This is a genomic window from Microcoleus sp. AT8-A3, from assembly GCF_036705675.1.
Lineage (GTDB): Bacteria > Cyanobacteriota > Cyanobacteriia > Cyanobacteriales > Microcoleaceae > Microcoleus.
This window is the reverse complement of sequence record NZ_JAUBVD010000131.1, coordinates 1-3,129: the sequence shown is the minus strand read 5'-3', so window position 1 is coordinate 3,129 and position 3,129 is coordinate 1. Positions and strand designations below refer to the sequence as shown.

Genomic DNA, 3,129 nt, shown 5'->3' with positions numbered 1-3,129 from the left:
TGCTTAAGCTTCGGTGCGCCTACCTTAACGGATCAATATCCGTTTGATGATCAAAAGCGCAAAACCGGGATGCTCCCATCTGTAATTTAATCCCATTGATTGAAACCGTCCATAAATAGCTTAAATCTAACAGCTTTTTTACAATATTAAAAGCTTCTTCAATCCGCCAACGTCTTCGATACAAATCTGCTACTACCTAAGGGGGTAATTTTTCTGGCTCTAGCACACTTTTTAAATAAGAATGCCAGGTTTTTTCTTAACGAACTTCAATCAAACGTAAGGTAATAAACGGAGTTTTCTTCGTTCCAGACCCCAAACGTATCTTACGGTCTCGCAGTCCATAACTATCGGTAAATACTTCCTCTACTTTGATGGCGGCTCCTTTCTTTATTCGGGTAATAAAGTTAACCTTTTGCTCAATTAATCTTAACCAAAAACTAAAGTGATAAAAGCCTATATCTAATAGTAATAACGTATTTTTGCTGACTAAATTGAGGATATTCTCTTCAAGCTTTACATCAGATTCTTTCGCATTTTCGGTAAACCAAATTTCGACTGGCAATCTAGTTACTAGATCAATTACTGTACTTATTTTCCCCGCCAATTGTCCTATTTTAGCTGACTCTAAGTTTGATAATTTCCGAAATAATGCCTCTAATATTGAACTATCTATAATCCAAATCTGCTCAAATCTTGTTAATGTAAACTGAATACTTTCTGGTAAGGTTCGTTGATTTCTCCTCTGCCAATTTGTTCTTAAACGCGGTAAGAAATCCTTAAATACTTGTTCAAACAGCTCATCCGTAAAGGTCAAAAATCTTTGTGAGAGTGCTTGTTGGCTGACGGACGTGGGATTACACCACAGAAAGCCGTCTCTCGTTAACATTCGGGTCAGCTCTCTTACCCCTGCCACATCTCGCCATAGTAAGGTTAAGACCGCAGCCATCATCAATGGCAAGTTGAGAATTCGGTCTCGAAGTTTTAGCTGACGGTAGGAATTTTCCTCCCAAAGCATGGCTGGTGTCAGTAATGCTTCTAGTTGCTGGGCAATTACTTCATCCTCTATCAGTGGTCGTTGTTTCTTTTTCGCGTGGTCCCGGTTGGTAGTTCTGGTCTTGGTCATGGCTGGTCATAATTGCTCAACTACTTGCCTATTCTGAGTTTCATCTATTTTTTAACCAATGTAAATACCCCCTTGACAATTTACCCCTCACCTTAACTTGTCACTAATAGATGCCAACAGACTCCAACTATTTCGCCAAACTCAGGGGAAATAGCCTCGTCATTATCAGGCCAAAAACTGAGAATTTTGTCACCGACGTTAAACTGCGGTGCAGGATATTTTTTGGGAAATTCAAAGACTGACTGAGGACGTGGCACAAAAAATAACAAAGCGGCCGATGCGATTTTTTGCAATAACTCGCGACGGGGAAACATTAAGAGTTGCGATCGTCCGTTAGGACAATCGGCTGAAAGTGGCATAATTTATAGGCTCCAAACGTTGAGAGATAACGATTTGGGGAAGTCGTGACTTGTTAAGCATTTGCAGTGCTTAGCAGTCGCGCATCAATCTTCCTTAGTTACTCACGATTGCAGACTTACACTTCCTTGTCAACACAGGAAGTGTAAAGTTTTGTTTCAAATTATTCGGCAAGCAACTCCATCACTTCGTCGGGCGTAATGCCATAAATAGCAGCTAGCAGCTTGATACTTTTCCCGTCACTACCCAATTGTTTAAGTACCCCAATAGCACTACCTAAAGGGATAGCTTCTTTTGTTGAATGAGTTAGCAAGTCAATTGTCGTCTTAGTATTGGCTCGTTTTTTATAAGTACCTTCATTCATCTGTGTTGAATGTCCTAAGCTTTTAGCTCTTGTTTCCTGGGACATCCCTGCCATTTGACCGTTGAGATTAGCTAGGTGACGTAAAGCGTGAGACTGAGTAAAACCTTTATTCCATCTTTTCAAAGTAGCCCACGCACGGTCATTATATGCACCAGAAATTGTCTTTGGATTGTTCGATGTCAACCTAACTTCAGGCAATTTTCCTAACTTGATTCCCAAGCGTTCGATTAAATCCGAATGAGTAGGAGGAAGCATTGGCACACACAATCGGTAGCCAGTCTTAGTCGTAGTTTCCAACTTGGTTTTTTCCCCTACTACGGCAATCATTTTCGTGTTACTTGGTTCACTCAGTGCCGGAATAGTAATGCCATCTTTTGTCTTAAACGGTTCGTTGACGTTCTGTATCGCGAACACTTCATGTACCCGAAAACCATACACCACCTGCATTGAGAATACCCACAACCATCGTTTGCGTGATTCTAAGTTGTACCGCTTATCATCGGAGATAGCTAAAACTTCCTCGTGAAATTTAAAAAATTCATCCACTGATATAGACTGAAGGTCTTCTCTGAACTGTGTCTGCGTGCCGTTAATTTCTTTAAGCCGAATAAGCAAGTCAGTGTTGCCAACAGTCTCAGCAAGCTTACGCATAGCGCACAAGCAGTTTTTGAAACATTTAGTTCCTACTTGCTTGCTGTGAACTACCAGTAGAATGTCTGCCAGGTTCAGGACTGTGTTTTGTGGCAATAGCTTGAAATAGTGTCCGTAAACACATCGCCAACTATATTGATGGCTAGGATTGTTCTTGTCGCGAGGTTGACGACGCTTTGTGTGTCCATCCCAATATTCTTTTTCTACTCTTGCTATCGCCTCACCGAACGTCATCAAATCATTTTTGATGACGTTCTTTTCTATAATCACATCATCATACCAAGCCAAGAACTGAGACTCGGTTTTTAGTGATTCTAAAGCGCTAGCGACTAGGTGAGCCCTCCTCAAAGCATCAGTAATCCCTTGCATTGTCAGGTAACATCCGCAGGCTTTATTGACTCGCTTGACGCCTAACTTGAATTGAAGTGTTAAGTAGGTCGGCGAAAAAAAACAAAACTATGTTAAGATACATAAAGAAAGGTAGAAATTTAGTGAGGTAATTAATATATGGGCGCTCGATTAAGAGTATTTCTCACTCAAAAGCAAGACAAAACCCTATTTATAGTCATTTCAAATAAATGTGAGACAGAGGCAAGATCATGATAAAATCGATAAAAATAGTTAATTAGAAAAA

The 3,129-nt window shown here is 40.4% G+C and carries 2 protein-coding genes and 1 pseudogene; all 3 read right to left on the bottom strand.

Features of this window, described 5'->3' with window-relative positions; genetic code table 11:
• Positions 1-76: 76 nt before the first annotated feature.
• Positions 77-1,069: pseudogene (locus QUB51_RS30175) on the bottom strand (IS4 family transposase); the annotation flags it as partial.
• Positions 1,070-1,215: 146 nt separating this feature from the next.
• Positions 1,216-1,482 (bottom strand): hypothetical protein, encoded by a 267-nt coding sequence (locus tag QUB51_RS30170; RefSeq protein ID WP_333058645.1) that lies wholly within the window; start codon positions 1,480-1,482, stop codon positions 1,216-1,218.
• Between the two features lie 161 nt (positions 1,483-1,643).
• Positions 1,644-2,864 (bottom strand): hypothetical protein, encoded by a 1,221-nt coding sequence (locus QUB51_RS30165; RefSeq protein WP_333058646.1) that lies wholly within the window; start codon positions 2,862-2,864, stop codon positions 1,644-1,646.
• Between the last annotated feature and the right edge of the window lie 265 nt (positions 2,865-3,129).

Excerpts from the sequence above, each read along its gene's own strand:
- QUB51_RS30165 (WP_333058646.1), bottom strand. The coding sequence starts at position 2,864 with ATGCAAGGGATTACTGATGCTTTGAGGAGGGCTCACCTAGTCGCTAGC.
- QUB51_RS30170 (WP_333058645.1), bottom strand. The coding sequence starts at position 1,482 with ATGCCACTTTCAGCCGATTGTCCTAACGGACGATCGCAACTCTTAATG.